The sequence below is a fragment of the Marinobacter salexigens genome, assembly GCF_002806945.1.
Taxonomy (GTDB): domain Bacteria; phylum Pseudomonadota; class Gammaproteobacteria; order Pseudomonadales; family Oleiphilaceae; genus Marinobacter; species Marinobacter salexigens.
Genome location: NZ_NIHC01000001.1, coordinates 758,430 through 781,556, shown reverse-complemented (window position 1 = coordinate 781,556; position 23,127 = coordinate 758,430). Strand labels below are relative to the sequence as shown.

At 53.7% G+C, this 23,127-nt stretch carries 23 protein-coding genes; 14 read left to right on the top strand and 9 right to left on the bottom strand.

Features of this window, described 5'->3' with window-relative positions:
* Positions 1–11: 11 nt before the first annotated feature.
* On the top strand, positions 12–572 hold the full coding sequence (locus CDH47_RS03625; protein ID WP_100638445.1) for a LemA family protein: 561 nt from the start codon (positions 12–14) through the stop codon (positions 570–572).
* Positions 573–636: 64 nt separating this feature from the next.
* Positions 637–1,248, top strand: coding sequence for a DUF3592 domain-containing protein (locus tag CDH47_RS03620; protein ID WP_100638444.1), 612 nt, complete (start codon positions 637–639; stop codon positions 1,246–1,248).
* A gap of 9 nt (positions 1,249–1,257) precedes the next feature.
* Here the strand turns inward: CDH47_RS03620 and CDH47_RS03615 are convergent, their stop codons facing one another.
* On the bottom strand, positions 1,258–1,956 hold the full coding sequence (locus CDH47_RS03615) for a DUF3592 domain-containing protein (protein ID WP_100638443.1): 699 nt from the start codon (positions 1,954–1,956) through the stop codon (positions 1,258–1,260).
* 116 nt (positions 1,957–2,072) lie between these two features.
* The gene (locus tag CDH47_RS03610) at positions 2,073–3,926 is read right to left on the bottom strand and encodes a Na/Pi symporter (protein WP_100638442.1); all 1,854 of its coding nucleotides are present in this window, start codon (positions 3,924–3,926) and stop codon (positions 2,073–2,075) included.
* A gap of 139 nt (positions 3,927–4,065) precedes the next feature.
* Here CDH47_RS03610 and CDH47_RS03605 point away from each other — a divergent pair, with 139 nt between their 5' ends.
* Together CDH47_RS03605 and CDH47_RS03600 are read left to right on the top strand one after the other, a co-directional pair.
* The gene (locus CDH47_RS03605) at positions 4,066–5,193 is read left to right on the top strand and encodes a hypothetical protein (RefSeq protein ID WP_100638441.1); all 1,128 of its coding nucleotides are present in this window, start codon (positions 4,066–4,068) and stop codon (positions 5,191–5,193) included.
* Positions 5,194–5,237: 44 nt separating this feature from the next.
* On the top strand, positions 5,238–6,083 hold the full coding sequence (locus tag CDH47_RS03600; protein WP_100638440.1) for a DUF72 domain-containing protein: 846 nt from the start codon (positions 5,238–5,240) through the stop codon (positions 6,081–6,083).
* A gap of 23 nt (positions 6,084–6,106) precedes the next feature.
* On the opposite strand, the gene CDH47_RS03595 is transcribed toward CDH47_RS03600, so the two are convergent.
* Positions 6,107–6,901 carry an SDR family oxidoreductase gene (locus tag CDH47_RS03595; RefSeq protein WP_100638439.1) on the bottom strand — a complete coding sequence of 265 codons (795 nt, stop codon included), beginning with the start codon at positions 6,899–6,901 and terminating at the stop codon, positions 6,107–6,109.
* Between the two features lie 167 nt (positions 6,902–7,068).
* On the opposite strand from CDH47_RS03595, the gene CDH47_RS03590 reads away from it, so the two are divergent.
* The 6 genes from CDH47_RS03590 to CDH47_RS03565 all read left to right on the top strand — a co-directional run bounded on the left by CDH47_RS03590 (position 7,069) and on the right by CDH47_RS03565 (position 11,933).
* Positions 7,069–7,212 (top strand): DUF3096 domain-containing protein, encoded by a 144-nt coding sequence (locus CDH47_RS03590; RefSeq protein ID WP_100638438.1) that lies wholly within the window; start codon positions 7,069–7,071, stop codon positions 7,210–7,212.
* Positions 7,213–7,670: 458 nt separating this feature from the next.
* Positions 7,671–7,940, top strand: coding sequence for a ComEA family DNA-binding protein (locus CDH47_RS03585; RefSeq protein WP_100638437.1), 270 nt, complete (start codon positions 7,671–7,673; stop codon positions 7,938–7,940).
* 168 nt (positions 7,941–8,108) lie between these two features.
* The gene (locus tag CDH47_RS03580; protein WP_100638436.1) at positions 8,109–8,888 is read left to right on the top strand and encodes a (Fe-S)-binding protein; all 780 of its coding nucleotides are present in this window, start codon (positions 8,109–8,111) and stop codon (positions 8,886–8,888) included.
* Complete coding sequence (locus tag CDH47_RS03575; protein ID WP_100638435.1) at positions 8,885–10,324, top strand: LutB/LldF family L-lactate oxidation iron-sulfur protein; 1,440 nt, start codon at positions 8,885–8,887, stop codon at positions 10,322–10,324. The genes CDH47_RS03580 and CDH47_RS03575 overlap by 4 nt, the downstream gene beginning before the upstream one ends.
* Positions 10,321–10,974, top strand: coding sequence for a LutC/YkgG family protein (locus CDH47_RS03570; RefSeq protein WP_100638434.1), 654 nt, complete (start codon positions 10,321–10,323; stop codon positions 10,972–10,974). Before CDH47_RS03575 ends, CDH47_RS03570 begins: the two co-directional genes overlap by 4 nt.
* Complete coding sequence (locus CDH47_RS03565; RefSeq protein WP_100638433.1) at positions 10,971–11,933, top strand: DMT family transporter; 963 nt, start codon at positions 10,971–10,973, stop codon at positions 11,931–11,933. Before CDH47_RS03570 ends, CDH47_RS03565 begins: the two co-directional genes overlap by 4 nt.
* Here the strand turns inward: CDH47_RS03565 and gloA are convergent, their stop codons facing one another.
* Positions 11,934–12,482 (bottom strand): lactoylglutathione lyase, encoded by a 549-nt coding sequence (gene gloA / locus CDH47_RS03560; RefSeq protein ID WP_100638432.1) that lies wholly within the window; start codon positions 12,480–12,482, stop codon positions 11,934–11,936.
* 200 nt (positions 12,483–12,682) lie between these two features.
* On the opposite strand from gloA, the gene CDH47_RS03555 reads away from it, so the two are divergent.
* The 3 genes from CDH47_RS03555 to CDH47_RS03545 all read left to right on the top strand — a co-directional run bounded on the left by CDH47_RS03555 (position 12,683) and on the right by CDH47_RS03545 (position 15,686).
* Entirely contained in the window at positions 12,683–13,345 is a 663-nt protein-coding gene (locus CDH47_RS03555; protein WP_100638431.1) for a GntR family transcriptional regulator, read from the top strand.
* A gap of 211 nt (positions 13,346–13,556) precedes the next feature.
* The gene (locus CDH47_RS03550) at positions 13,557–14,588 is read left to right on the top strand and encodes a DUF6160 family protein (RefSeq protein WP_239985558.1); all 1,032 of its coding nucleotides are present in this window, start codon (positions 13,557–13,559) and stop codon (positions 14,586–14,588) included.
* A gap of 150 nt (positions 14,589–14,738) precedes the next feature.
* Positions 14,739–15,686, top strand: coding sequence for a YbgA family protein (locus tag CDH47_RS03545; protein ID WP_100638430.1), 948 nt, complete (start codon positions 14,739–14,741; stop codon positions 15,684–15,686).
* Between the two features lie 8 nt (positions 15,687–15,694).
* Here CDH47_RS03545 and CDH47_RS03540 read toward each other — a convergent pair whose 3' ends face one another.
* The 3 genes from CDH47_RS03540 to CDH47_RS03530 all read right to left on the bottom strand — a co-directional run bounded on the left by CDH47_RS03540 (position 15,695) and on the right by CDH47_RS03530 (position 18,375).
* A complete protein-coding gene (locus CDH47_RS03540) occupies positions 15,695–16,444 on the bottom strand; it encodes a DUF481 domain-containing protein (RefSeq protein WP_100638429.1) in 750 nt (249 codons plus the stop codon).
* Positions 16,445–16,486: 42 nt separating this feature from the next.
* Positions 16,487–17,503 (bottom strand): oxygen-dependent tRNA uridine(34) hydroxylase TrhO, encoded by a 1,017-nt coding sequence (trhO, locus tag CDH47_RS03535; protein WP_100638428.1) that lies wholly within the window; start codon positions 17,501–17,503, stop codon positions 16,487–16,489.
* Positions 17,504–17,643: 140 nt separating this feature from the next.
* Positions 17,644–18,375, bottom strand: a complete 732-nt coding sequence (locus CDH47_RS03530; RefSeq protein ID WP_100638427.1) for a DsbA family protein — start codon at positions 18,373–18,375, stop codon at positions 17,644–17,646.
* A 131-nt stretch (positions 18,376–18,506) separates the two neighbouring features.
* On the opposite strand from CDH47_RS03530, the gene CDH47_RS03525 reads away from it, so the two are divergent.
* A complete protein-coding gene (locus tag CDH47_RS03525; protein ID WP_100638426.1) occupies positions 18,507–19,472 on the top strand; it encodes an NAD(P)H-dependent flavin oxidoreductase in 966 nt (321 codons plus the stop codon).
* Positions 19,473–19,505: 33 nt separating this feature from the next.
* Here the strand turns inward: CDH47_RS03525 and CDH47_RS03520 are convergent, their stop codons facing one another.
* Together CDH47_RS03520 and CDH47_RS03515 are read right to left on the bottom strand one after the other, a co-directional pair.
* The gene (locus CDH47_RS03520; protein WP_100638425.1) at positions 19,506–21,446 is read right to left on the bottom strand and encodes a methyl-accepting chemotaxis protein; all 1,941 of its coding nucleotides are present in this window, start codon (positions 21,444–21,446) and stop codon (positions 19,506–19,508) included.
* 208 nt (positions 21,447–21,654) lie between these two features.
* Positions 21,655–23,127: a DUF5666 domain-containing protein gene (locus tag CDH47_RS03515; protein ID WP_153045459.1), complete on the bottom strand. Its 1,473-nt coding sequence runs from the start codon at positions 23,125–23,127 to the stop codon at positions 21,655–21,657.

Sequence of the window (23,127 nt, the reverse complement as noted above, 5' to 3'; positions counted from 1 at the left end):
GGAGTAGATAAATGGAACTTTTGTTGTTGGCTTTAGCCGGTTTGGTTGTATTGGCGGTGCCTGTTTATAACGGCATTGTTAATCGAAAAAATGCGGTTCAAAGCGCCTGGGCAAGCGTGCTCGTTCAAGAGCGTCAGAAAATGAAGATACTGCCCGCACTAGAGAAAGCAGTGAGTGAATACTCTGAGTTTGAAAAGGGGCTGCTCACACAAATCACTCAACTCAGAGAGCATTTAAACGGACTGGAGGAGGAGGCACCGAACACCGATCGCCTCAACCAATCTGAAGCGCTCACCAACGAAATCATGAAGTCTGTCAATTTGACTGTTGAAGCCTATCCTGATCTGAAATCGGAAGGTCTGGTCAGAAACATGATGCAAGAAATCAGCGAACAACAGGAGCAAATCGGCGCAGCGCTGAGATTGTTCAATAGTAATGTCCAGATTTTCAACAGTTACATTCAAAACTTCCCCAACAACCTTGTGAACTCGATACTGAATAAGGAACCACCCGTACGGGTGTTTACGGATTCCAAAGCCGCAAGCAACTTCGAGTATCGTCCCAATCTTTAAAGGTGGCTGTTTTTCATCGCAATTCGGTCTCCAGCCAACCCATGAACTTACAATTGAGTGCAAGATGAACACAAAAGCCGCGACTGACCGCTCACTTCTGTGGACAGCAATAAAAGACAATCGTGATATCTTCTTTTTGATGCTGGGTATAGGCCTGATTTGTGCAGTTGTGGGAGGAGGTGTTTTCTACCTGGGCTTTGGCCAATGGGGCGCAATGGTGTTCGGAGGCTTCTTTGCACTGATAGGTGGATTCTTTTCCGTATACTCGTTCATCGCTACCTACTCAAGCATCAGCTATTACTACGAACAAGCTTTGCTGCGCAAACACGGCGTAGAAGTCGATGGCGTATTGACTCGGAAAACAGCTGGCTGTCAGTTTCACCAGGAGTACGACAATAACAACCGACCGCTGGGAGAGGGTCAGTACCTGTGCAACCTGCTGGTTGAGTTTGAATTTCAGTTTAATGGGCAGAAATACAGTGGCGCTTATTATATGAACAAACTGGAAACTTTTGACAAGCTCCAAGAAGGTGATCCAGTGCCGCTAAAAGTGTTGAAGTTAGATCCCACTGCGCACAAAGTGCGCGAGCGCCGCTTGGCAAATATGCTCAAGGGGCGCAAGCCAGATACGCCCTCTCTTGTTCCAGAGGAGGCGGAAATCAGTCAACTGATGTAAGCACTTTACCTAACCCGCCAACTTAGGCAAAAACGAAGTATCCACCCAATACCTCTTCAAATTCCCCTCATCCACCAACACAGGAACTTTCTCCTGGTTAACGTGATCAGTCGGATCAAACCAAAGGTTATCACTACGAAAAACATGAAGTTCACGAGTCTGCGGGTGCTGCCACTGGCAGACAATCCTGAACGGATTGCGGCCATTTACGGTCAAGCTAGTGTTTTGCTCTACCCCTTGAAGCGACGCGTGAATCTGGACACCGTTTTTCTGGAGATAGGCTTTTGAACGGCCCTTTAGCAAGCCATAAGACATCATCCCTCCACCAACCAGCCCAAAAGCGGAACCCAAAATGCCAACAATTAACACCACACCCCACAGCGAGAAGAAACTGTCGATCACCGCGTCTTCCGGGTTAGTGGACTCATAAAGTACGGTTACCTGCTCGCCCCTATCATATGGCGCGGGGTAAGAGCCTGTGCTGGATTGGAACTCAATTTCGCGGCCGTTGCGGGCAGTGAACTGGACCACTGGGTAGTAGCTATTCGAATCACTGGAGCGGGAGCGTATCAGCTCAACAACGGTGCCTTGTGCGGTCTCAGAGCGCTCCAGAAATGAAGCTGTGCTGCTGTATGAGGCAAAGGCGCCAGCCAACATGCAAGCACCAATAAATGCAAAAACGTATTTGATAATGTTCAGAGTCTTCAACGGTATCTTCCTTTTTAAACGTTGAGATTTGGGATGCAACGCCCCTGTCCTGGGGCGCTCAAACTGCGCGCAGGATTATACCCTCAAAGCAATGTGAAATCCCACGCGATAGCGGCTCACATCCGGATAAGTGGCAAATCATCATCACTCCCCAGTCTGCGCACTTCCCGCAGTAGTTCATCCCCATCCGCCAGCCCCAACTGCAGCACATTCCGGAAGCTTTGCGTTATGCGAACGGAATAACCCAGGTCATGCATCAAGGAGCTGGCTTGCAGGTTATTAAGTTGGCCTTTGCGCACATCGCTGAAGATTCGGTGGCGGAAGCCGGAATCAAATTTTGCCGCCTCACTGTCCACCCAGTCCAGGCGGTTGCGCCACACGTCATCCGGCACTTCCAGGCTGCTGACCTCGCGCACTTGCCGTAATACCCAAAGCAGATGCCGGCGTAGTTCCATGTAGTGCTCGTGGGCTGGCGAGCGATCATCGCGCAAATATCGGCCAAGATTCTTTTGCAGCGCTTTTGCATCTTTCACCGCATCCACCAGTTGCAACGCCGCCATTTGGCAGGTCATCCAGAATTGCTGGTGTTCCTCGTCTTTCGTGGTATCCAGCCGGCTCATAAAACCCAGCAACTCGGAATAGACCACTTTAATATGGCGCCGATACAGGTCTTCCGTATCCAGCCCTTCGGAATCATCTGGCCTGGCGTTCAGGCGCGCTTCATCCACCTCTCTCGCGATCAGCTGTTCAACCGGCTGAAACAGTGCATGACAGATGACCTCAAGACTCAGCCGACCAAGGTGTTGCAGCTCCTGAACAACCGCCCGGGAGGCCGTATCAACCGAAGCCAATGCTGCTTCGCTCAGGTAACGGGCGTGGCTCTCTGGTAACGCCCGTTGCTCTATAAGATTGCGCGGCCCGGTGGCTGCATCCGTAATCAACACAACGGGCTCTGCACGATCCGGCAATATTCGGCGCAAACTGCGTTCCAGCTGTTTCTGCCAGGGCCAGAACAGCAGTACGCCAATGGCATTGAACAGCGTCTGAAACATAGCCAGTTGCAGCAGTGAGTTATCACCTGCGCCAAACATGGCCATAGTAGCCTGGGAGAGCCATGTGAGCGGAGATAGCAGCAGAAGCGCTACTACACCGGTGAGAGTATTGAACAACACATGCACCAAGGCCAGCCGCTGACCACTGCGATTACCGCCGAGCCACCCGACAATAGCGGTGGTTACGCTACTGCCAATGTTGCCGCCAATTGCGACGGCAACCCCTTGCCATAGCTCTATCTGGCCTCCGGCCAAAGCTGCCAGCACCAGCATCAGTGTGGCATGGCTGGACTGAAGAACCGCTGTTAACGCCAGGCCAGCAGCAACAAAGCTGAGCTGAACGATAAAACTGCTGTCCACGGATCCGGTAAAATCAATTGCCCCACCAAACTCGGTGAACCCGCCTTTGATCTGGTCAATTCCCAGGAAGATAAAGGCAATCCCGAGCACAATGCGGCCAAACGCCTTACCTTTTGGCGAGCTAAAGCCTGCGAGAACACCAAACACCAGCAACGGCAACGCCAGCGGGCTCAGGCTGAGATTCTGGCCCGCCGCCGCAAGCAGCCAGATACCACCGCTGGTGCCGAGATTGATACCCAGCAAAATGGAGATACCGCCTGCCAGGTGAATCAACCCGGTGCTGATAAACGCAATGGTTAACAGGGACATCAGGGTGGTGGATTGCAGAATCATGGTGCCGCCCACACCAAACATCAGCCCTTTGAAAGGGGTGGCGGTGCTGCGCTCCAAAAGCTGTTCCAGCCGGCTACCGGCCAGCTCTTTCAGGCCCTCTTCAAGGCACTGCATACCAAACAGAAACAATGCCAGGCCCGCACACAGCTGCAGCCAGCCGGTGCTGTACCAGAAGCTGGCAGACAATATCATCAGCGCGAGCACCGGTAGTACAAACGATTTCATTCTGGTCATTTACATAGAACCCGGAGTTGGCGCCTTCGTGGCCGCATTCTGATAACGATAGCAGAAATGGAACAACTCCAACTCACTCAGTTCGCGCTAAACTGGCGGGTATGAATAATAGAAATTCGCGGGTGACCATTTGAAAAAGCTCCTCCTGATTTGTGCAATGGCCGTGCTGATGGCGGCGGTTTTCAGCACGATCGCCAAACCGGTGCCCATTGAGCAGAAGCTGATTAACATTCATGCCAACGACGTGCTGGGCGACTTTCCCGGCATTGAACAAGAGCCGGTTGAAATCCAGGCGATACTGCTGGATATGGCCGATGACCCTCTCCTGCTGTTGAAGGCCAAGGCGGCGTTCATGCGCTATCCCGACATGGCCAGGGAGTTGTTTCCGCTTTACTCTGCCGAGCCAAAGTTCCGGAGTATCCTGAAGCGCTATGGCGAGGACATCCTTCCTCCCATTCAGCTGTTTGCAGGCCAGCCCATCAGCACCATTGAATGGATGAACAAAGCGTCTCGTCAGTACCAGGCCGTCAAGCGGTTCTTTACCGGTACCCCGGAGCCATCATCAACAGCAAAGCAACCCGCAACCGAAGGCAACAATCTCTCACCAAAAGAACGGGGCTGGTACGCGGTTAATTTCATAAAAAGCGAGGGGCACGATTTTCTCGGCCAGTTTGTTGTGGATGACCAAGGCACAACCCAATGGATTGGTACGGAACGGGTGCTGGAAGGGCTAAACCAGTTTTTCGCCAGCGGCATCCGTGATTTGGAGAAGAACTACCGCTCCGGTAACGAGATCACCGCAGGTGATATTGGTTGGGCCTCTGTTGATGCTTTGATCTTTGTCAGCGCCGTAAAAGTGCTCCGAGTTGGGCGAGCGGCAGCTGTCACCACCAAGGGGGCAAGCCGAGGTACCCGCACTGCGGCACTGGCGGCTCGGGTCAGCCGCAGTGGCAAAATGGTTCTGCGCAGTGCCCGCTACGCCAAGTGGCCTCTGGTTATTGGCGCCGGTTACCTCGTAATAACCCACCCCAGTATTATCAACGACCTGTTTGCAGGTATTGCAGAAGTACTTGGCTACCCTGTGGCCGCCGTTCAGTTTATCGGCTGGCTGCTACTGCTGATCCCGGCGCTTTACATCGGCAGCTGGCTACTATGGCTGCTGGCTCCCCTCTTGATGGCGCTGTTCCATGCCTTGAGCCATTTGGTATCAATCCTCAGCGGCAGGCGGCATCGTCATTCCGGATACGGTAAGCTATAGCGCAAGCTCACCGCCCTGACATCCGGAACCACTGATAACTGACAATGGCGCTTCCCTACTTTCTCGGCTTACCTCAATGGCAACACCCCGCGTGGAACAGCCTGCTGCCTCCAAGCGAAAGCCCTCTGGGCCGTTACAGCCAAGTGTTCAATTGTGTTGAGGGCAATACAACCTTTTATGCGACGCCAAGCCAGGAACAGTGCCTGCAATGGCGCTCGCAGGTCTCAGACGGTTTTCGCTTTCTGCTCAAATTTCCCCGCACCATCACCCACGACCGATTACTGTCTGGTGTAGACGCCGACATGCGGGATTTCCTGAACATTATCGCGCCGCTGAACGATGTGCTTGGCCCGTTTTTGCTGCAGCTTCCCGCCGCCTTTAGCCCAGGGCACCTGCATAATCTGTGGCAGTTTATTGATGCCCTGCCAGCACCGCTCACCTGCACAGTAGAGGTTCGTCACAGCGCTTTTTTCAGCAAGGGCGAAGCGGAAAAAGCACTGAATCGAGGTCTTCGTGAACGCAACATTGCCCGCGTATGTATGGATACCCGAGCACTGTTCGCAGCCGTGCCGGATAACGACATCACCATAGAAGCCCAGCGCAAGAAGCCTCGAGTACCAGTGCATTTACTCCCCGGCGATGCAGCTCCGGTAATCCGCTACATTGGCCACCCGAATCAGGAAGCCAATCGTCGTTTTCTGGCCCCCTGGGTTGAACGGGTGGCCACATGGATTGAGGAAGATCGGCGCCCCTGGTTTTTCCTGCACATGCCGGATATTGGCGATGCGCTGGGCCTGACAGAATTATGGACCGAGCTTTTAGGCGCACGAGCGGGTGGAATAGAACCCCTGCGCTTCAATGAAAAACAGCCCCAATTGGGACTGTTCTAAAGCCGTGCAACAGACTGGGTCGCTTATTTGGTTCCCTTGGCCAGGCGGAACAACAGTTCCGGTGACAGCCGCTTGACCCAAAGAGCAGCCATTTCCTTGCCCTTTCCCACGGGGATCTCACGCTTTTTCTCATTCAAGCCTTTAACGACAACGGCAGCACAGTCGTTCACATCCATACCGTTGATTATGTCGTCATCGTCCTGGCCTGAAGTCTTACCGTCACCGGCAAGGGCATTACGGGCGATGTCCGTTCGAATAAAACCGGGAACAATTGTAGACACATGAATCCCCTGATCTTCAACTTCTGTTCGTAGGGAGTCAAAGAAGCCCATAACCGCGTGCTTGGCTGCACAATAACCGGTGCGCAGAGGCGCGCCGACCTTACCGGCCACACTGGCTGTCACGGCAATATGGCCGGCACCTCGCGCAAGCATGTGGGGCAATACCGCTTTGGTAAGGGCAATCTGTCCCATCACATCCACTTCCATCAACTGGCGGTAAACCGACATGTCCGTATCCACACACAGTGAACGCTGGGACACGCCAGCGTTGTTGATCAACAGGTCAACTTGGCCAAACTTGTCGAGCACGGTTTGTACTGCGCCTGGCAAGGCATCCCAGTCTGTAACATCCAGAGGCAGAACCAGAACCTGATCTGCACTCAAACCTTTGTTGCGGCAACGCTCAGCGACTCGAGCCAACTCACTTTCGCGGCGTGCAGAAAACACAAGATTAGCCCCTTCTTGCGCGAATCGGGCTGCCAACGCCTCGCCAATACCGGAGGATGCGCCGGTTATCCAGATGGTTCTTTCAGACATTGCTGTTTACTCCAAAAAGGTTGATGGGGAAAATGTGTTAGCCTGAATTACATATTTCACACGTCTATCTGCATTTTGGGCCAATACGGACACACTCGCCAAGAGGTTCCGCCCTGATCGCCGCCGGCGGAATCATTTCATTTTCTAGAAAATCACAGAGGACAGTTATGACTATTCATCTGGAACTCGCCCCGCTCATCAGTTTGGGTGCAGGCATTGGCGTTCTGGTATTTCCCCGTTTACTCAACTACATAGTGGCCGGTTACCTGATCACACTCGGCGTTCTGGGGCTGCTTGGGCACTCGCTATAACATATCGCTTTGATCGATATGGCTCGGGCCTACGCAGCTTGTAGGAGATGTCTCACAAACCAACGAGCCAATATCCCGTGGTTCACAAATACACGCCCGCTAGAATAAGCAGTGTCAGGGATGACAAGCCAGCAAGGACCGGTGGCACAGGGATGAATGCTCCATGGAACTGGAGCTGTCAAAAGGAATTGGTACTGCCCGAAGGATTTGGGCTTTTCAAGGACGACCAGGGATGAAGCGCTCAGGAAGAGCGCAGCCTGAGGGAACAGGCGGGGGTCAGCCACGGAACAGAGGATCACATGGAATGTGGTCCTTGTCCGTGCACTGTCTTTCACACGTATTCTGCTACCTCTCTTCGCATTCAGCCCTCACTCCATAAAGCCACAAAACCTGCTCCTGCTGTATTGCGCCCTGACTCATAACCATAAAGACGCACCTTAGCCTCAGGAGTCACTCACATGAAGCACACATCATTTTTCGCCGCTCTGGTTCTGCTATTCAGCCTGGCAACAGGATTTGCCTATGCGGAACAACCAGCAATTAATATCAACAGCGCAGACGCAGCAACCCTGGCGAACCTCGACGGCATTGGCGCAAGCAAGGCCGAAGCCATCGTCGCTTATCGCGACGCCAATGGCCCTTTTAAAGCGCCAGAGGATCTGTCCAACGTGAAAGGCATTGGCGCTCGTACCGTTGAAAAGAACGCTGAGCGTTTAACTGTAAAGTAAGCGGCTGGACTTATTGCACAATAGCTTACCTGGCGGCGGCTGAAAGCCGCCGTTCTCTCCTCTCCATTCGCGACCGCACACCTCCTCCCACAAAAGTAGCCTGGCACCTGGCCAATCACCACTCTATGATTACTGAACAAGAACGCTAATCAGCTTGAGTGGCACCCTATGGCAGACCCCATTAAGGTTTATCCACCAAAACCCTCCAACGTTTATTTTTACGCGACCTGCCTGATAGACATGTTCTACCCCGATGCCGGCATGGCAGGCATTCAGCTGCTTGAACGGGAAGGTATTACGGTTTGCTTTCCGGAAGATCAAACCTGTTGCGGTCAACCCGCTTATACCTCTGGCTATCATGATGAAGCCCGCGCCGTGGCTAAGGCCCAACTTGGCCTGTTCCCGGAGGACTGGCCCATCGTTGTGCCTTCGGGCTCCTGTGGCGGGATGATGCGCAAACATTATCCAGACCTCTTCAAACATACAGATCATGAAGCCAGGGCGACCAGCATTGCAGCCCGAACCTGGGAGCTAACGGATTTCCTCCTGAATGTTTGCCACATAAAACTGGAGGATCTGGGCAAGCCCACAACCCTTGCTATGCACACCTCCTGCTCGGCTCGCCGGGAAATGGGTATTGCAGAGGTTGGTCCTCAGTTGATCGGGCAACTCAACAACGTAAAGCTGGTTGAGCAGGTTCGTGCAGAGGAATGCTGCGGCTTTGGCGGCACCTTTGCCGTGCGCCATCCGGAAATCTCCGGAGCCATGGTTAGCGAGAAGGTAGACGCTCTCGTCGACACCGGTGCAGGTGAGTTTGTGACAACGGATTGCGGCTGCCTGATGAACATTGCCGGGTATGCAGAGAAGAACCGAAAGCCGCTGGTTGGCCAACACATTCTAAGCTTTCTCTGGGAGCGCACACATTCCGGTGATGAGGGCACATCATGAGCCACCCTCCCTCAGAACATCCACACCACATTGATGTAAAGGAATTTCACCCCCGTGCCCGGGCAGCGATTGCCGATCCCAAAATACGCCAGAACTTCCGCAGAGCGATGGATGGGTTGATCAGCAAGCGCAAGGACGCCTTTCAGGGCATGGATCTGGACGCTCTGAGAGATTTGGGCGCAAACATCCGCCTGCGAGCACTGGCCAACCTGCCAGATTTGCTTGAGCAACTTGAAACAAAGCTCACCGAAAACGGCATCAAAGTCCACTGGGCCATTGATGGCGACGAAGCCTGCCGAATTGTGCGGAACATCTGTGTGGCAAGAAACGCCAAAACGGTGATCAAAGGCAAGTCCATGGTCTCTGAGGAAATGGAGCTGAACCATTACCTTGAAGAACGCGGTATTGAAGCGCTGGAGTCGGACCTGGGAGAATACATAGTCCAACTCGCCGATGAGACGCCTTCTCATATCATCATGCCCGCGATTCACAAGAATACCGGTGAAATTTCCGAGTTGATGCATAACAAAACCGGTACCGACCGCTCAGACGATGTGGAATATCTCACTGCCAGCGCCCGCCAGCAGTTGCGTGAAAAGTTTATGAATGCCGATGTCGGTGTGTCTGGCGTTAACTTCGCAGTGGCGGAAACCGGCACTCTTTGCCTGGTAGAGAATGAGGGCAATGGCCGCATGACCACTACCGTTCCGCCCTGCCACATTGCCGTTACCGGCATAGAAAAGGTTGTGGGCAATCTGGAAGATGTGGTGCCGCTTCTCGCCCTGCTAACCCGGTCTGCCACCGGCCAGCACATTACCACCTACTTCAACATGATCTCCGGCCCGCGCAAGCCAGATGAGCTGGACGGTCCTGAAGAAGTCCACCTCGTACTGGTGGATAATGGCCGCTCGTCTATCTATCAGGATGATCAGCTACTGGATACCCTGCGCTGCATTCGCTGCGGCGCCTGCATGAACCACTGCCCGGTGTATACCCGCGTGGGCGGCCACACCTATGGCACCACCTACCCCGGCCCTATTGGCAAGATTCTGATGCCGCACCTGATCGGCCTGGATGAAGGCCAACATCTGCCTACGGCCTCAAGCCTGTGCGGTGCCTGTGGTGAAGTGTGCCCGGTTAAGATCCCGATACCGGATTTGCTGGTGCGCCTGCGCCAGGAGTCCGTGGATGGCGACAAGCTGAACCCCGCCAAAGTACCCGGCCATGGTGCGAAACGCAGCACTCTGGAAGCCATGGTCTGGAAAGGCTGGAGCTGGATGCATGCCCGGCCGGGCGCCTATCGTTTTGGCACGGCAGTGGCCACACGATTGCGCAAACTGCAGCCCGGCCAGCTTGGCAGCTGGACAAAATACCGGACAGCGCCAAAGCTGGCCGCCAAAACCCTCCATGAACGAATGAAGGAGCGCGGTCAATGAGCTCCCGGGACATCATTTTACAACGCTTGCGAAACCGCAGCGGCGGCGACCTGGTCGTGCCCGAGCGCGACTTTTCAGTATTGCAGCGACCGGCGTCGTCAGTAGCCGAGCGGATTGACCAATTCCAGAGCACCATTGAATCCGTACACGGGGAAGTGCACAGGTGCACGCGAGACTCCTGGATTACCCAGCTTGCCGACATTCTTTCCTCTCGCGGGGCCAGCAGCTTGCTTATTCCGGCCAAACACGAGGTTGGCCGGGCATTGCGCGAGTCGCAACAGGACGGCCTACCGGAGTTGCTGATCTATAACGAACCCATCGACAGCTGGCAATCTCACCTTTTCAACGAAGTCGATGCCAGCATCACCTCCACCCGGGGCGGGATTGCCGAAACGGGGTCTTTGATCCTGTGGCCAACACCCGACGAGCCCCGCCTGATGAGCCTGGTTCCGCCTATACATATTGCCATTCTGGAGGCTTCGGAACTCTATACGAGCTTCCATGAGGCCATGCTTGCCCAAAACTGGGCGTCTGGCATGCCAACAAACGCTCTGCTAGTCTCCGGGCCATCGAAAACCGCCGACATTGAACAAACTCTGGCTTACGGTGTTCACGGTCCCAAAGAGCTGATCATACTGGTTATAGAATGATTCGAGGTGCCCTGCTAATAGCCCTGGCCGCGCTGCTCTGGGCGACCACGGGAATCGTTGCAAAGTTTCTGTTTACCGAGACCGACTTGCCAGCCACTACGCTGGCGTTTCTCAGGCTTGCGGTGGCCCTGCCGTTTTTCTGGATTCTGATGCGCAGAGAGCAGCTTCGATTGCAAAGGACCAATGCAGATACACAGGCGCCGGGCAGCTCGTTGCGGCAACTGGGGCTAAAGTCCCTCGCGCCCCTTGCCGCACTCGGCTTGTTTCAGGCCATCTATCAGGGCAGCTATCTGCTGGCCGTGGATCTTACGGGCGCCGGTATCGCCACACTGATCGCCTTGTGCCTGCCCCCGGTGTTGGTGGCACTACTAGCGGCTCCGTTACTGGGGGAAAAGCCAAGCCTGATCACCATAATGGCGTTGATTACCGCAGTTGCCGGCACCTCCATGCTGGTTATCAGCGATATGGATACCAGCGGCACCCTGCGTCTCGCGGGCATACTCATGGCGCTTCTGGCTGCATTCGTATACACCGGTTTCACACTCACAAGCCGTTACAGTTCAACCGGCACGCCCGTGTTTACCACAGCCTTCATATGTTTTTTTACAGCCGCGCTCATTCTGCTGCCGGTGGTAGTATTCACGGGTGGCTTTGAGGGGCTGGAAGAGCTGACACTGCGGCATTGGCTGATGGTGGCAGTTATCGGGATTGTGCCCACTTGCATAGGGTATGTGAGCTTTTTTGCCGGCATGAAAACCACACCTGCCACACTTTCCAGCATCATCGTTACGCTGGAACCCTTGTTTGTTGCCTTGCTTGCGTGGATCTTTCTGGAAGAGATTCTGGGGTCGGTCGGGATTGCGGGCGCATTTATCCTCACCGCCGCAGTGGTTGTGGCCTCGCGCTATGGCGGGAAACCCGGTGCCGCAACGAAAAGCGACACCGGGTCATCCAACTGATCAGCTATCCTTGCGCTGTTTTTCCAGCATATTGGGCTGCAGGATTTCGATCCAGTAGCCATCCGGATCTTTGATAAACGCCAGCCCTTTCATCTTGCCGTCATCAGGCTTCTTGACGAACTCAACGCCAAGGTTTTCGAAACGCTCTGCGGCCGCGTATACATCTGGCACGGCGATACCGATATGACCGAAGCCCTGGGGCTCATCGTTGCCATTATGGTAGGCAAAATCATTGTCGTTTTCGGTGCCCCAGTTATGGGTCAATTCCAACATGGCCTCCCGCCCGAACGTATAGGTGGTTCGGTAAGCATCGTCTGATGGCACATATCCGGCTTGCCGGTCATCAAGGTAGGCCAGAAAGTAAAGCGTAAACTTCATTTCAGGGAAATCCAGCTTGCGTACCAGCCGCATTCCCAACACCCGCGTGTAAAAATCCATAGAACGCTCTGGGTCTTTGATGCGCAACATGGTCTGGTTAAATACATAGCCTTCCGTTTCCGGAACCGGTTCTTCGTACAAACCGGGAGCTTGTTCAAAGTGCTTGGGCATGGAGCTTCCCTTTTTTGCTTTCAAAAATTCAGGGTCTATATGTGTGTGCTCTCAATCAGAATTTCAAGGGTTCCCCCCTCACAGTACGCTAGTTCATAGGCTGTATATGGTGTGTGTTAAACTCCCCCGCACACATTCTCCTGCCGGCACTCTGCCAATTTCCGGCCCGCCGGCCACAACAACTTACCAAGAGGGCCTTTATGGATTTCAAGGTGCCTAACACCCTGGCGGAGCAGATCGCCAACTACCTGGCAGAGCGCATCATGACCGGGCAAATACAGCCTGGTAAGCGCATCCAGGAGGCCACTCTGGCCACCGAACTCAAGGTCAGCCGAGCGTCAGTGAAAGAAGCGCTTTATACCCTTGAGCGCTGGCACCTAGTGGAGATCACACCCAGAAAAGGCGCATCAGCGTCAAAGCTGGATGCCGAACATGCCTCCGAGCTGTACGACGTTTATATGCATCTCCTGATGATGCTTGCCGTGCGGCTGTGTGAGCGCTGGCAGGACAGCGACAGGGAGCGTGTAATGGCCGTGGTCTCTAGAGCGGTAAAGCAAATGCAGACGCCCTCAGCAGATATTACGGCGGTGGTTGAGGCCAGTTTTGAGGTGATGGAGGCCTGCTGTGATTTAGTAGGCAACCCCTATCTCACCGAGGCGCTTACAAACTTCAAACCGGCGGTTAGTCGTGCTTACTACCTGAGCGCGGAGCGTTATCGCCATGGCTTGACTCAGACAAGCCAGTTTTTTACGCGCCTTCCGCAGGCTGTGTTGGCACGGGATGTGGAGCAGGCGCAGGCTCTGATTCGGGAGTTTGCTGAGCACCAGAAAGTTATGATTCAAAAGGCCCTGAGCTCCAGTTAGAGACGGCAGCCCAGCAGGCAGGCCATTCTCCAAGCCAATCCGCCAACTGTGATCAACCGCACAGACATATCGCTGCCTCCTACCTATCGTAACAACGTGTAACAAAGCTTTATTCCCGCTGCATTGGTTTCGCTGTCCCCTGCGGCCCGGGAGCCTGATAAAGGCTCCCTACTACTAACAACAACAAAACAAACATGAAACCGGGGCCGTCATGATGTATCCGCACACCTGTCGCCGCACAATGAGATCTACAGCGCTTTCACTCTGGGTGCTTGCATTCTCCCTTCCTACTACTGCCATGGCCGAATTTCAGCCGCTGGATGACGGTATTCTCTCCGGGGTAACGGGCCAGGCCGGGGTAACCATTGAGCTGGAAACCAAGATCAGCATCGACCGCCTGAGCTGGAAAGATGAAGGCATGCTGAGTGTGAACAACTTGCGAATTTCAGGGCATAACGACACTGTTCTGGATAACATCAAACTGACGGTGGATATTGCCGGAACGGGTGAAGTTCTGGAGCATGGATTTTCAGAAATCGCGCGCAGGGCCAGTGCTGGCCTTCTTGGCACCAGCGATGCCAATGTTGCTGATGCCCTGACGAAATACTCCGTAAATGGTGAGTTCGGAAAACAGTTCAATAGTGGCGATCTGGTGATTCACTTGGGTGCGACCGATTATGGTGACGAAACCAGCCTGACAGACTATTTGCGAGCTGTGGATTTCGAGCTGGAGGTAGAGAGCGTCACCACCAGTGGTACAGGCGGAAATGGTGGCACTGCTTCGCTGTTTTCCGATGTGTTTCTGCAAGGCTATGTAGGCCCTACGGACCTGGTTATTCGCAACGCCAGCGGCTCAAACCGAACGCTTGGCAATGGCAACATAGTGTCCGGGGCTGAATTACAACTGGACACTCACTTTGAAGTCACCAACGGCAGACTGAACTGGGATGCGGCAGATGTCATTCTGTTGTTTAACTTTGCAGCCGTTGGAATTGAAGGCCTGCAAATTCATAACCGGCGAGGCAACGACACTCTTGGCCACTTCGGTATGGCCAGCGTAACGGCAAAACTCTCCAAGGGCACTAGTTCAGCGACTGGCATAGAAGGCCTATCGGTTCACGACGTCGAATTCCGGGCCGACATTGACATGCCCGTATTCAAAGTGGGGCAAGTCAGCATTGGCAGTGTTCAGTTCACCGACTTTGCCATTACAAATACAACCATGATGGTTTATGGCCACTAGTGCTTTATTGACTGCCAAACCCTCCTTGGTAGGCAATCCCGATGTGCCCCACCAAAGATTTTAAGCACTACCGCTTGCCTGTAATGCTCACGAGACTTAGGCTACCGTTTTAGCACTCAACGATCACAAGCTAAGGCAGCGGGGCAAAACGTGAGCGGTATTCCTGTAGGAATCAGTACCTGTTTGTTAGGCAAAGAGGTTCGCCATGATGGCGGCCACAAGCATTCACGCTACTGCACGCAAGTGCTGTCACAACACTTCGACTTTCGCCCCATTTGCCCTGAGTTGGAAGCCGGTCTGGGCGTCCCCCGCCCTGCCATTCATTTGCGGGAATACCCTGACGGCATTCGCTTGATAGAGGCCAAAGGGTCTACCGACCACACCGCCGCCATGCAGGATTTCACAAACGGGATTCTTCCGCATCTGGCCGACCTGCGCGGCTACATTCTGATGGCCAAATCACCGAGCTGTGGTATGGAACGCATCAAGATTCATAATCCAGAGGGCCAGGTTGTCAGGCGGGATGGTCAGGGAATGTTTGCTGAGGCGCTGATGCGCGCTTACCCCTTGCTACCGGTGGAAGAAGAAGGCCGGTTGAACGATGACGCATTACGGGAGAACTTCATCGAGCGGGTATTCGCCTATGACGACTGGATGCAGAATGTTGGCGGCGAAAACCTCTCTGCCAAAGCACTGATCCAATTCCATACCCGCCACAAATTTCAGCTGCTGGCTCACTCAGAGAAAATTTACCGACAGCTGGGCCCAATGCTGAGCGATCTGAAATCAGAAGCCCTGGACGTTATTGCCGGCCGCTACATTCAGGGATTCATGGAAGCTATGACCAAGAAGGTAAGCCGGGGCTCCCATATAAACGTAATGCAGCACTTGATGGGCTATTTACGGGATGCGATGAAAGGCGAGGATCGCAAGGTTCTGACAGAGCAAATTGAAGCCTACGGTCGCGGCGAAGTGCCGCTCATTGTGCCCATGACATTGCTGAGAATGGCGCAGCGCAGGGAGCCGGCCGATTACCTGCGTCTGCAACAGTACTTGAGCCCCTACCCTGACGGATTAGGGCTCAGGAACAAGGTGTAAGCACCAGCTCAGAAGCCGTATAACAGAGACAGGGATGTTTCTGTATCCGTTGAATCGACGCCCGCTGGCGCATCGGATACATGCTTCACCCGATAAGCAGCCTTCATGGAGAGATCGCCCATAATATTCGCTTTAATAGCGGTCTCGGACTGACTGATAACGTTGTTCTCATCCAATCCGATTTCTGTACTCAGCCTCTGATGAAACAGCGCATTTTCAGAAAGCGCGTAGTTGAACTGAGCCGCCAGCCGCGCAATCGCTTCTTTTTCAACATCGTCACCGTCGGAATTCACGGTTTCCAGTTTGTTATAACGATAACCGGCGCCCGCCGACAGATCGAGGAAGGAGCGCTCTCCGCGCTGCCAAACACGATTTCCGTAGCCGGTGGATGCGGTGGACTCGAAATCATACCCGGAGAAACGATCCTTCTCATAGGCGCCGCGCAGAAACCAGTACTGGCGTTCATCAAACTTGTAGTTGGTTTCAAGCGCCGCTTTATACTTCTCGGCCGTCGTTTGGTCTGCACCTGTGTCGCTATTTTCAGATTCAGAGTAATTGGAGCTGAAATCTGCCATGTTTCGCCAGTCGTCTACCTCATGCACCAGCCCCAAGCGCCCGTTGATATTCGTTTCTTCTGTATTCCCAGAAGTGATAAGTACCCCGAGTTCTGCCTCGCCTTGCCAGTCTTTGGCACCTTGGCCGTAGGCCAGTGGTGCAGCCGAAATAGCAATAATGGCAACGGTTTTCTTAAAACTCATGGAAGTACTCCTCAAAAGTTGTCTCAAGCGTATTAACACATGTTAACGAGCGGGTGCGCTTTGGCGCTCACCTTTCAAGCTTTTTTGGGCTTGGCGCTCCCGTTCAATTTTCTTGCGCGCTTTGCGCTCAGCAATAACACGGGCAGCGTCACCCCCTACATGAGCTTCGCCCCGCTCTTCAGCCAAGCGCATCTGCAGTTCCCGCTCCGCAAAGCGCGCCTTCTGTTCTTCGCTCAAAGAATCAATACAGTTATGGCAGCTCACACCCTGCTTATAATCCGGGTGCTCCTTATCCGCCTCGGTAATCGGACGACGGCAAGCATGGCACTGGTCGTAGCCGCCGCGCTCAAGACGATGATTGACCGTAACCCGATCGTCAAATACAAAACATTCACCTTTCCAAAGGCTCTGCTCTTCCGGCACATCTTCCAGATACTTCAGAATGCCGCCTTTGAGGTGATAAACATCCTCAAAACCTTGCTCTCGCAGGTAGGCTGTGGATTTTTCACAACGAATACCGCCAGTACAGAACATGGCAACTTTTTTATGTTTTGCCGGGTCGAGGTTTTGCTTAACGTATTCCGGGAACTCGCGAAAAGTATCCGTGGCGGGGTTAATGGCATGCTTAAAGGTGCCAATCTCAACTTCGTACTGGTTGCGGGTGTCGACCAGAAGAACCTCTGGGTCTGAAATCAAGGCGTTCCAGTCTGCCGGTTCCACATAGGTACCCACGATACGCTTGGGATCAATGCCCTCAACACCCATGGTGACGATCTCTTTCTTCAGCTTCACCTTTGTGCGCTTGAACGGCTGAATATCAACAAACGACTCCTTGTAATCAACGCCGCTAAAACGCTCGTCAGCATCAAGCCAGGCTTTAACTGCATCGATACCACTTCGACTGCCGGCAATGGTGCCGTTAATACCTTCACGGGCCAGCAGCAAAGTGCCGCGCACATCGTTTGTCTGCATGATACTGAGCAGCGGTTGGCGAAGGGTTTTGTAATCATTCAGAACGGCGAACTTATAAAGCGCGCACACAACAACATTGTTGCTCATAGCAAATCTCCTGCGGGCCGAATCGTAAATCCGGAGCATGGGTTTAATGTATCTGGAAGGTTTAAGCCAGAAAGGGCGAAGATTCTAACTCACTCTGGCCCAGGTTCAAGTCAGGGCTGGCCGCGACCGGAAACCACCACCTACTTTGCAGCCTTGGACAGCTCCCGCTCCACAACGGCTGAAAGTTGTCCCCAACCGGGACGGGTGAGGCGAATGTTGTCCACAAGTACGGTGGGTGTGCTGGTTACTCGCAACTGCACGGCAACACGACGGCTCGCTTCAATAACTTCCCGGTGTAACTCGGTTGTCATGCAACGGCGCAACCGGCGTTCTTCAAGCCCCAGGTCCTTGCCGTAACGGGTAAAGGTTGCAATCGGGTCGTTGGAGCCGCTCCATTCCGTTTGTGATTCATAAAGGCGCTCGTGCATTTCCCAGTAAGCCCCCTGATCGCCTGCACAACGGGCAGCCTGGGCTGCAGGAAAGGCGTTTTGATGCTGCTGCAGTGGTAGATCGTAATACACGAAGCGAACAGTGCCTGCCTCCACATACTCCTGCTTCAAACGCTTGCTTGCCGACGCAAAAAGGCCGCAGGCCGGGCACTGATAATCTGCAAATTCACGCACAACCACCGGCGCATCGGCAGCACCGACAGAAACGCCGTATTGATCCAGCTCTGCGGGGAAGGCTTCTGCATTGGGCGCAGCAACCGGCAATTCACTCGATGTTGGTGCCGGAGCTGCGGTAAGGAAGTAAACGCCAACAACAAGTGCGACCAGAACCAGAACACTCACTCCGATAACCAAGGGCTTTTTCGAACTGGTTTTACGGGGTGGTGGCGCACCGGTTTGTTTACGACGTTTTGCTTCACCCATTTTTGACTCCTTTTTGTCGTTTTTCAGAGGTAACCCGATAGTTGTTAGCAGGCGAACATTCCCACAATCAGTCAGGCAAGCTAAGATCCTCTATATCCTACATAAGTTCCAATACAAATTAAGGAGATATCATGCCACTGCCCGCCTTTAACAAGGATTCTCTCAATCTTCCTCTCGTCGCAGCACCCATGTTTCTGATCTCTGGCCCCGAATTGGCGCTTGCATGCTGTCGGGAGGGGATTGTGGGGAGCTTCCCGGCACTGAACCAGCGCACAAGCGAAGGCTTTGAAGAGTGGCTGATTCAGATGAACGAGGGCCTTGAAAAACTGAAAGCAGAAAACCCGGAAGCCAGGATTGCTCCCTATGCCGTCAACCTGATCGTGCATCGCTCCAACCCCCGTTGGCAGGCCGACCTGGAGCTGTGTGCAAAGCACCAGGTACCCATGATTATCACGTCGCTTGGGGCTGCGAGCCAAGTGGTAGAAGCCGTGCATAGCTACGGCGGGGTGGTTTTTCACGATGTAACCAACCAGAAGCACGCCCGCAAAGCCGCCGAGGCCGGAGTAGACGGCATTATTGCAGTGTCTGCAGGTGCTGGCGGTCATGCCGGCACCATCAACCCGTTTGTATTGGTTCACGAAATCCGCGAAGTGTTTGATGGCACCATTTTGCTGGCCGGTGGGCTCTCTCATGGCGAAGACATATTAGCCGCGCAAGCCCTTGGGGCAGACCTTTCCTACATGGGTACGCGTTTTATCAACACCACCGAATCCCAGGCAGACGATGCCTACCGCACCATGATTATCGAATCTGAATCCAGTGACATTATCCATACGCCAGCCGTCTCTGGCATACCTGCCAGCTTCATGAGACAAAGCCTGGAAGCTGCTGGGTTTGATATGGACAAGCTGAACCAGGCGGGCGAAATCAATTACGGTGAAAAACTGAAACCCGTGGATGATGAAGCCAAGGCCTGGAAGACCGTGTGGTCCGCTGGCCAGGGAGTAAGCCAGATCAACGATGTGGTCAGTGTTGAAGCCTTGGTATCAAGATTGAAGCAAGAATATGAAAGCGCCCGGGCGCGGCTTTGCAACTGAGCAAGAGCCTCCCGCCCAGGAAACCCGGTTCCGTTACACACGGAACTGGGATGCGTTTTTCTGAAGCGCCACCAGAAGCTCACTGATCTCCAGGCTGGCCTTATCGGAACGCTGAATCGCCTCCACAGTGGCCTCAGCCGTGCGCGCGATGCCTTCAACGCTCACACTTACGCTTTCCGCCTGCCGGCCCTCTTGCTCCGCCACAGCTGAAATACTCAGAGCCTGTTCCTGCAAACTGCTGAGCAGCTGGTTGATCTGGTCAAAATGCTCATCGGCTCGACGAAACTCTGCAGACGATTCAGCCACTTGTTCAGACACCTCAGCAATCACCGTCACTGCCTGTTTGCTGCCCTGCTGTAGCTGCGCAATGATGGCTTCGATCTCGGTGGTGGACTCCTGTGTCCGGCTTGCCAAAGTTCTTACCTCATCGGCAACAACCGCAAAACCACGACCTGATTCACCAGCCCTGGCGGCCTCAATAGCCGCATTAAGAGCCAGCAGGTTGGTCTGCTCCGCAATGGCCCCGATAACCGATAAAACCGAGGTAATTTGCGTACTTTGTTTATCTAAAGTGCTGACCGCATCCACCGCCTTCTGTACATCCAGCACAACCTCATCAAGGCGCTTCAATACATCCCGGGAAATAGCCGCTGTCGCATCGCTCTCCGTGCTGACATTGCTTACGGCACCAGCCACTTCCTGAATATCCCGGGCAACACCCGCTATGCTCTGAGACATAGCGGCCATGGTTTCGGACACCTCTACCACTTCTTGCTGCTGGGCACTGACTGCTTTCACCGCATCGCGGCTGACTTCACCCTGCGCCCGGGCCTGCCCTGCTGCCGATTCTGCCGAGCTCTTAACATCGGACACCAACTCCTGAATGCGGGTAATAAACTGGTTCACACCCCGGGCCATTTCCGTTAGCTCATCGTTGCCCTTCAGGTTAACCCGGCGAGTCAGATCCGCCTCACCATCGGCAATGCCGCGAATGGCTGAGTTCAGGCGCAAAACCCGAGGCAACACACTGCCCCCAAGCACGGCTGCCACCAATACCAGAAGAATGACCATGGAGCTTACAGCCACCAGTGAGAGACTCGAAGACAAGCCTGATGCTTCAAGGCGAAGCGCATCAACCGTATCGTTGATATGGGCTTGCGTAACCGCGCCGATATCCGTCAGCTGGTGCTGAAGGCGCTGATTTACCTGGCCGGTTTCTGCTTCCAGGGTTTGCCTTGAGGTCTCGACACTGCTGGCGAGTACGGCATTGAACTCGTCTTCCAGCTGGGCGAGGTCTCTGTTAATACCATCCAGCGACAGCCCGATCTTCAACTGCCCAATCGCCGAGCCTTTCGGTTTGATGTCTGCGGTTATAATGACGACATTCGGATCACGGCCTGCAGCCTCCAGCACGCGGTTTGCAGCGCCGCGCCCTTCACCTTGCTCCATCAAGGCCCGTACACGCTCATCGGTGCGATCAACATAGCGGGTCATGCGTTCACCGTACTGATCAAAATAGATTGCAAAGAGAACCGACTCTCTGGCATCAGCCAACTCCACAAGATCAGTCAGTTTTGGAATATCCCGGTCCCAAATGAGTGGGGCCGCTACCGCTGCCAGTACATCAGCCAAGCCCTGTGCCTCTGCCATAACAGCATTGCGGACATTTGCTGCCACGCGTTCCTGCTGCTGACTTTGCTTGGACGTAAGTTCTTGCGTCAGCTCACCAACGCTTTGCTCCCGCATGGTCTGCAAGCGCAGGCGCACATCCTCGCGGGTGTTTTCAAAGGATTCGCTAAGCTGGTCGCTGCTCGCTTCCAGTGCTGAGCTGGCGGTGCTTATCAAGCGTTCAACCTGCTCCGTTATCAACCACTGACTGATAAAAACCTGTGCCAGGCCAGCCACCACCAGAACAACAAACACTGGCCGGAACAGCCTGCTGGCAACCAGGTTTTTCAGGAAACGAGAGGCCATAATTCAATCCCTCAACAGAGTATTCCGGCATCCCAAGGATTTTTTATTCAGCCATTGAGATGCCTCTTACTACCAGTTGTAGCAAAGTGGGCGACAAAGAGGGACTTCTTTATGCAAGGATTTGTTGCGGATCTTTAAAAAGGCGGGATGTGGAGAGATTGCCCCGGCGAGTTGGCCGGGGCACTTTCAACACCAGGCGACTGTCAACTCAGTCAGGTTCATCCAACTTGATTTCGGTGATGACGTAAGCACCGGAGCGTAACTCATACTCCACTTCAACCATCGGGCGCTCGTCTTTATCAATCTTTGCCTGAAGGCCTGCTTTGGTAACACCGTCGTACTCCGTCTCGCTATCCAAGCGCATATCCACGCCAAGAACACGGATATCATTACCCGCCATTCCAGCTACACGCCCAGTGAGTTCATATTCGGAACCCGGTGCATCATCGTCTTGCTCAATCTTAAGCGCCTCAAGGAACGTTTGCCCTTCACTGTTCTCGCGCTCTATCCCCTCAACCTCAAGGCTGAAGTCTGCCTCAAGGTTGGATAATTTGAGGCGCCGCTCACTGTCATCAGTGATAACGGTCAGAGGTGTGAGTTGCACCAAAACGCCGCCCACGGACAATTGACGGCTGCCATAATCTATTGCAGAGGTTTTGCCGCCCTCGACTTCCACATCGGACTCACGCAGGCTGATTTCCTCTGCCTTTACAGTTCCGTCAGCAACGAAGTTGCCCTCTACCTGAATCAGTGCTCCCTCAACCAGATCACTGCTCTGAATACCATCATCAAACTTAGTATCGCCAGTCACCTCGACTGTTAATCCGTTAACCTTGAAGGTACCAGTGCCGACTTCAAACGGACTGGTAACTGGGCCTACAAACTCAATGCCCGCCTCCATGCTCTGGCGATAGCGCCGGGAATCATCAGGCTCTATTTCATTGGCCAGAAAAATACCATCGCTACCCAAATTACCCTCAACCTCAACCACTACCGAGTCTGCAAGGTCTGTTTCGGCAATACCTTTAAACTCTGCGCCCCCATAATTAACAAGCTGCATACCTATGAAAAAAGTCTTTTTGTAGGTATTCAACTGCGATATTTTGCCTTCGAGCTCTACTTCATTGAAGCCGTCAAAGTTACTTTTGTTCTGATTAGTGCGGACTCCAAGGTAGCTGGCCCGAAAATCGCCATTAGGCATCCTCCACCCAGACATTCTTGCAAAGTCACCCTCAACAACGTTTTCGATCATTTTTCCTTTCACAACAGTTTGTGAGTCAATTCGAACTGTCTGACCAAGAATGCTGATTTCAGCGGTTTTTGAAGCGTGATTCCAAGCCTTAACAATGGCTATTTCTCCGCGCAAACTATCATCATACTCAACCGATTCGGCAAGACCTGTGTAGTCAGTTCGCCACTCACCCTCAACCCGAAGGATCATCCCTTCATCGAGTTGACTCTCGGTTGTAATACCATCATCACTGCGCACGTAACCATCAGTTGTGAACTTCACACCATTCACAAAAACACTACCAAACCCCGATACAGGCCCAACACTAGACCCAGTACCGCGAATTCCGCCGTCTGCTACTTGCTGCTCACTGCCGCAAGCTGAAAACAACCCCATAGCCAGCAGTGTCGCCAGCGCAGGAAACACACGTTTGCGGAGTGTCACTTTCAT